Origin of the sequence: Streptomyces sp. SID1328 (assembly GCF_009865595.1) — a bacterium.
Taxonomy (GTDB): Bacteria; Actinomycetota; Actinomycetes; order Streptomycetales; family Streptomycetaceae; genus Streptomyces; species Streptomyces griseoluteus.
Genome location: NZ_WWKH01000296.1, coordinates 1 through 6,851 on the forward strand (window position 1 = coordinate 1; position 6,851 = coordinate 6,851).

A 6,851-nucleotide genomic window follows, 5' to 3' on the forward strand; every position below is an offset into this window, starting at 1 on the left:
GGCCCCGGCGAAGCCGGCCCCGGCGCCCGCGGCCAAGCCGAAGGCCGCCGCCGCGCCCGCCACGGAGGCCCCCGAGGGCCCCGAGTACGTGACGCTGCGCGGTCCGTCCGCGGCCGTGGCGAAGAACATGAACGCCTCGCTGGAGCTGCCGACGGCCACCTCGGTCCGCGCGGTCCCGGTGAAGCTGCTGTTCGACAACCGCATCGTCATCAACAACCACCTCAAGCGCGCCCGCGGCGGGAAGATCTCCTTCACGCACCTCATCGGGTTCGCCATGGTGCAGGCCATCAAGGCCATGCCGGCGATGAACCACTCGTTCGGCGAGAAGGACGGCAAGCCGACCCTGGTCAAGCCGCCGCACGTGAACCTCGGTCTGGCCATCGACCTGGTGAAGCCCAACGGCGACCGCCAGCTCGTCGTCGCGGCCATCAAGAAGGCCGAGACGCTGAACTTCTTCGAGTTCTGGCAGGCCTACGAGGACATCGTCCGCCGCGCCCGCGAGGGCAAGCTCACGATGGACGACTTCACCGGTGTCACGGTCTCCCTGACCAACCCCGGCGGCCTCGGCACCGTGCACTCCGTGCCGCGCCTGATGCCCGGCCAGTCCGTGATCATGGGCGTCGGCTCCATGGACTACCCGGCGGAGTTCCAGGGCACCAGCCAGGACACCCTGAACAAGCTCGGCGTCTCCAAGGTCATGACGCTCACGTCGACCTACGACCACCGGGTCATCCAGGGCGCCGCCTCCGGCGAGTTCCTGCGCCAGGTCGCGAACCTTCTCCTCGGCGAGAACGGCTTCTACGACGACATCTTCGAGGCGCTGCGCATCCCCTACGAGCCGGTCCGCTGGCTCAAGGACATCGACGCCAGCCACGACGACGACGTCACCAAGGCCGCCCGTGTCTTCGAGCTGATCCACTCCTACCGGGTCCGCGGCCACGTCATGGCCGACACCGACCCGCTGGAGTACCAGCAGCGCAAGCACCCCGACCTGGACATCACCGAGCACGGGCTCACCCTGTGGGACCTGGAGCGCGAGTTCGCCGTCGGCGGCTTCGCCGGCAAGTCGATGATGAAGCTGCGCGACATCCTGGGCGTGCTGCGCGACTCGTACTGCCGCACCACCGGCATCGAGTTCATGCACATCCAGGACCCCAAGCAGCGCAAGTGGATCCAGGACCGCGTCGAGCGCCCGCACTCCAAGCCGGAGCGCGAGGAGCAGCTGCGCATCCTGCGCCGCCTGAACGCCGCCGAGGCGTTCGAGACGTTCCTGCAGACCAAGTACGTCGGCCAGAAGCGGTTCTCGCTGGAGGGCGGCGAGTCCGTCATCCCGCTGCTGGACGCGGTCATCGACTCGGCCGCCGAGTCGCGCCTGGACGAGGTCGTCATCGGCATGGCCCACCGCGGCCGGCTGAACGTGCTCGCCAACATCGTCGGCAAGTCGTACGCGCAGATCTTCCGGGAGTTCGAGGGCAACCTCGACCCGAAGTCGATGCACGGCTCCGGTGACGTGAAGTACCACCTGGGCGCCGAGGGCACCTTCACCGGGCTGGACGGCGAGCAGATCGCGGTCTCGCTGGTCGCCAACCCCTCGCACCTGGAGGCGGTCGACCCGGTCCTGGAGGGCGTCGCCCGCGCCAAGCAGGACATCATCAACAAGGGCGGCACGGACTTCACCGTGCTGCCGGTGGCGATCCACGGCGACGCGGCCTTCGCGGGCCAGGGCGTGGTGGCCGAGACCCTGAACATGTCGCAGCTGCGCGGCTACCGCACCGGCGGCACGGTCCACATCGTCATCAACAACCAGGTCGGCTTCACCGCCGCCCCGGAGTCCTCGCGCTCCTCGATGTACGCCACGGACGTGGCCCGCATGATCGAGGCCCCGATCTTCCATGTGAACGGCGACGACCCGGAGGCCGTGGTCCGCGTCGCGCGGCTCGCCTTCGAGTTCCGTCAGGCGTTCAACAAGGACGTGGTGATCGACCTCATCTGCTACCGCCGCCGCGGTCACAACGAGTCGGACAACCCGGCCTTCACCCAGCCGCTGATGTACGACCTGATCGACAAGAAGCGCTCGGTGCGCAAGCTGTACACCGAGTCCCTCATCGGCCGCGGTGACATCACGCTGGAGGAGGCCGAGCAGGCGCTCCAGGACTACCAGGGCCAGCTCGAGAAGGTCTTCACCGAGGTCCGCGAGGTCACCTCGCAGCCGGCGCAGGGCGAGTCCCAGCCGCCCAAGGACGGCTTCCCGGCGGCGGTCCCGACCGCGATCTCCGCGGAGGTCGTCAAGCGGATCGCCGAGTCCCAGGTCAACGTCCCGGACAACATCACCGTCCACCCGCGGCTCCAGCCGCAGCTCCAGCGCCGGGCGGCGATGGTGGAGGACGGCACGATCGACTGGGGCATGGGCGAGACCCTGGCCATCGGTTCGCTGCTGCTGGAGGGCACCCCGGTCCGCCTGGCGGGCCAGGACTCCCAGCGCGGCACCTTCGGCCAGCGCCACGCGGTGCTCATCGACCGGGAGACCGGCGAGGAGTACACCCCGCTGCAGTACCTCTCCGAGGACCAGGCGCGGCTGAACGTCTACAACTCCCTGCTCTCCGAGTACGCGGCGATGGGCTTCGAGTACGGCTACTCGCTGGCCCGCCCGGACGCGCTGGTGATGTGGGAAGCGCAGTTCGGCGACTTCGTCAACGGCGCGCAGACGGTCGTCGACGAGTTCATCTCCTCGGCCGAGCAGAAGTGGAACCAGACCTCCGGTGTGGTCCTGCTGCTGCCGCACGGTTACGAGGGCCAGGGCCCGGACCACTCCTCGGCCCGTCCGGAGCGGTTCCTGCAGCTCTGCGCGCAGAACAACATGACGGTCGCCATGCCGACCTCGCCGGCGAACTATTTCCACCTGCTGCGCTGGCAGGTCCACAACCCGGACCACAAGCCGCTGATCGTCTTCACCCCGAAGTCGATGCTGCGTCTGAAGGCGGCGGCCTCGAAGGCGGAGGAGTTCACCTCCGGCGAGTTCCGCCCGGTCATCGGCGACGACACGGTCGACCCGGCCGCCGTCCGCAAGGTCGTCTTCTGCTCCGGCAAGGTCTACTACGACCTGGAGGCCGGCCGGCAGAAGCGCGGCGCCACGGACACGGCGATCATCCGCATCGAGCGGCTGTACCCGCTGCCCGGCGCCGAGGTCCAGGCCGAGGTCAACAAGTACCCGAACGCCGAGAAGTACCTCTGGGTGCAGGAGGAGCCGGCGAACCAGGGTGCGTGGCCGTTCATCGCGCTCAACCTGATCGACCACCTGGACCTGGCCGTCGGTGCCGATGTCCCGGCGGGCGAGCGCCTGCGCCGCATCTCGCGCGCGCACGGCTCCTCCCCGGCGGTGGGCTCCGCCAAGCGCCACCAGGCGGAGCAGGAGCAGCTGGTGAACGAGGTCTTCGAGGCGTGACCTCCGCCCGCTGAGCAGCACTGAGCAGCGCTGAAAGGCCCGCCCCCCGGATCCGGTCCGGGGGGCGGGCCTTTTTCGTCCCCTCAGCTGGCCTGGGGCTCGAAGTCCCAGTACGGGCGGTTGCGGGAGCGGGCGGAGATGGTGTGGACGTGCTGGGGGCCGAGGGTGGCCGCGAGGTCGGACAGGGCCTCCTGTTCGACCTTCTCCGCCTGCTGGCGGTCGCGCAGCGCGCGCAGGTCGGCCGCGTAGGCGACGCGGGCGGTCAGGGTGAGGGGGTGGGTGCGGCCGAGGGTGTCGGTGGCACGCAGGATGGTGATCTGGCTGAGGTCGGCGGCGGCCTCGGTGTCCCCGACCAGGTTGCGCAGCGCGGCCGCGTTGACGGCGCAGCCGAGGGCGTAGGGGTGGGTCTCCCCCAGCGCGGCGGTCATGTCGGCGAGGCTCTGCTCGATCAGTACGTGGGCGTGGTCGCGTTCGCCGACGCTGCGCAGCACCAGCGCGTGGTTGGCGCGGGCGCCGATGATGAAGGGGTGGCCCTCGGGCAGCAGCAGTTCGTAGCGGGCGAGGACGGACTCGCTGGCCTCGCGGGCCTGGTCGATGTCGCCGTGCTCGCGGGCGAAGCAGCTCTGGCTGACGGCGGCGGCCAGGGTGTGCGTGTGGCTGTCCCCGAGCTTGCGCTCCAGCCCCTCCAGGACGCGGGTGAGCAGTTCGCCCGCCCCGGCCCGGTCCCCGCCGCGCAGCCGGCACAGCGCGAGGTTGTGCTCGGCGCGCAGGGTGTTCTGGTTGTCCGGGCCCATGACGATGCGGTACTCGCGGACGTTCTTGGTCTGGATCGACTCGGCCTCGGCGTAGCGGCCCAGCAGGCGCAGGTCGACCGCGTAGGAGACCTCGGAGAACAGGGTCCAGGGGTGGCGGCCCTTGAGGAGCTGGCGGCGGGCCTCCAGGGTTCGGGTGTCGAAGCCGCGCGCCTGCTCGTAGCGCCCGAGGAGGCGCAGGGTGAAGCCGAGGTTGTTCTGGGCGTTGAGGGTGCGCGAGTCGTGCTCGCCGAACAGCTCGCGGTAGGTGGGGTAGAGCCATTCGTCGAGTTCGAGGGCCGCGTCGTACTGGCCGAGTTCACGCAGGTCGGCGGCGAGTCCGCCGGCCATCCGGAGGTGGTCGAGGTCGTGTTCGCCGCGTTCGGCGAGGAGTTGCTCGCGGGCGGCCCGGTCGATGGCCTCGGTCTCCTGGAAGCGGCCGGCCGAGCGCAGCAGGTTGGCGTAGTGGTAGGTCACCTCCCAGACGCGGGGGTGGGACTCGCCGAGCAGCTCGCGCCAGGTGGCGAGGGCGCGGCCGCCGAGGTTGACGCCCGCGGTGTACTCCCCCGCGAACAGCATGTACCGCAGGCAGTTGAGCACCAGCCCCTGCACCCGGCGGTCCTTGCTGCGCAGCACGTCGGCGTACTTGAGGTGCGGGACGATCTCGGCGTACGCGTCCCAGTTGCGGGTGTCGGTGGGGCGGCCGGGGTCGGCTTCGGCGAGGGCGCGGCGGACCACCTCGATGAACTCTCTCCGGTCGGCCTCGGGCATGTCCTTGTGCACGATCTGGTGGACCATCCGGTGCAGGTAGACCGACTCGCCGGAGGCGACGGCCTCGTCCAGCGTGGCCTCGTGCGACTCCAGCCGGACCACGGAGTACTGGCGGAGCTGGTTGACGGCCTTGTTCCACAGCAGCGGGTCGTCCAGCAGCCCGGCGAGCTGTTCGGGCAGGTCGTCGTGGTTCATCTCCTTCAGCAGCCTGACCGGGATGAAGCCGGGGGCGAAGAAGGTGCACAGCCGCAGCAGGTCGACGGACTCGGGGACGGTCTCGCGGAGCTTGTTCAGCAGTATCGACCAGGCCGTCTGGAAGGCGAGCGGGAAGTCCGCGGACACCTTGACCACGTCCTGGTCGATCCCGCCGTCCAGCAGGGCGATGTACTCCTCCACCGAGAGGTCGGAGTCGTTGAGCCAACCCGCGGTCTGGTCCAGCAGCAGCGGCAGGTCCTCCAGCGCCTGGGCGAGCTGGTCGGCGTCGGGTTCGGTGAGCCGGGGCGCGCGGCGGCGGATGAAGGCGACCGACTCGTCGCGGCCGTAGACGGGGACTTCGAGGAGCTTGCTGTTGTGCTCGCCCCACTCGGGGTTGCGGGAGGTGATGAGGACGTGGCCGGGGCCGGTGGGGACGAGGTCCCAGATCTGGTCGGGTTCGTCGGCGCCGTCCAGCACGAGCAGCCAGCGGGAGTACGGGGTGCCCCGGCGCAGCGCGTCGCGGACGGCGCGCAGCCGCTCGCCGTACTCGGCGCCGGTGGACAGGCCGAGTTTGGGGGCGAGTTCGGCGAGGAGGCGGCGGTAGCTGACGCGTTTCTCGGCGTTGACCCACCACACCACGTCGTACTCGGAGCCGAAGCGGTAGACGTACTCGGCGGCGAGCTGGGTCTTGCCGACGCCGGACATGCCGTGCAGGGTGAGCACGCCGGCACCGGGGTCGCTGCCCTGGAGCAGGTGGTAGGCGTCGTTGAGCAGCGGCTCGCGGCCGGTGAAGCGGGTGTTGCGGCGCGGCACCCCGCCCCACACGTCGGGCATGGCGGCCGGGAAGCGGGGCGCCAGGCGGCCCGCGTCGTCGGCCGGGCGGGTGTCGTGGGGCAGGTCGAGGCGGTCCAGCAGACGGCGTACGGCCTCGTCGGCGCCCATGTTGGTGAGGTCGACGGGGGCGAGCGCGGCGACGGCGGAGGGCAGCGGGGCGTTGGTGACGGAGACGGCGGCGAACCGGCCCGGATCGGCACCGACGACCTCGCGCAGGGCCGCGTTCCACTCGTCGTGGGTGCGCGGGCCGAGCTGGAAGTACCACTCGCTGACCACGATCAGGGTGCGGCCCTCGGCGAGGGTGAGGTCGCGCAGCAGGTCGGTGAGGGGCTGGTCCGGGGGCGCGTCCCAGCGCAGGTAGACCACTCTGAGGCCGCGTCGCTCCAGCCGGTCCCCGATCCAGGCGGCCCAGGCGCGGTTGAAGCCGGCGAAGCTGATGGTGACGGTCTGCCTCGCGGCCCCGTTCCCGCTCGGTGCCGGCGTACGGGATTCAGACATGCGGCGGCCTCCAGCACGTAGACAGGAAATCGTAGAACCTCGGCGCGGCCCTGGGGAGTACGGCGACCGCCGGAGACGAACGCCTCGGTGCGCCGATCTTCGCGCAGCGGGGGGTGTGAACCCGGCATTTCACCGGTTCGGGATCGGCGGCGTGGGGGGCTGTCGCTGCGCCCAGAGGGTGCGCACCGCCTTGACGTACGCCTGCGCGCGCGCCGTGTGCCCCCGTGGTGCGGGGCGGGCGGAGAGCCGTTCGTGGGCGGCGGCCATGCCGTCGACGAAGCGGCGTCCGGCGGGGGTGAGGTCGGGTGAGGCGACGAGCG

2 protein-coding genes and 1 pseudogene are annotated in these 6,851 nt (G+C 70.7%); 1 reads left to right on the forward strand and 2 read right to left on the reverse strand.

Translation table 11 applies throughout. The features are described 5' to 3' along the window. Positions 1–3,442: multifunctional oxoglutarate decarboxylase/oxoglutarate dehydrogenase thiamine pyrophosphate-binding subunit/dihydrolipoyllysine-residue succinyltransferase subunit (locus GT030_RS08875; protein WP_161200623.1), on the forward strand; the 3,442-nt coding region annotated here is incomplete at its 5' end. An 83-nt stretch (positions 3,443–3,525) separates the two neighbouring features. Here the strand turns inward: GT030_RS08875 and fxsT are convergent. Both fxsT and GT030_RS08885 read right to left on the reverse strand, forming a co-directional pair. Further along, complete coding sequence (gene fxsT / locus GT030_RS08880) at positions 3,526–6,531, reverse strand: FxSxx-COOH system tetratricopeptide repeat protein (protein WP_161200624.1); 3,006 nt, start codon at positions 6,529–6,531, stop codon at positions 3,526–3,528. 129 nt (positions 6,532–6,660) lie between these two features. Continuing rightward, positions 6,661–6,851, reverse strand: a pseudogene (locus GT030_RS08885) (HEXXH motif domain-containing protein); the annotation flags it as partial.

Coding starts and splice junctions, on each gene's coding strand:
- fxsT (WP_161200624.1), bottom strand. CDS start 6,531: ATGTCTGAATCCCGTACGCCGGCACCGAGCGGGAACGGGGCCGCGAGG.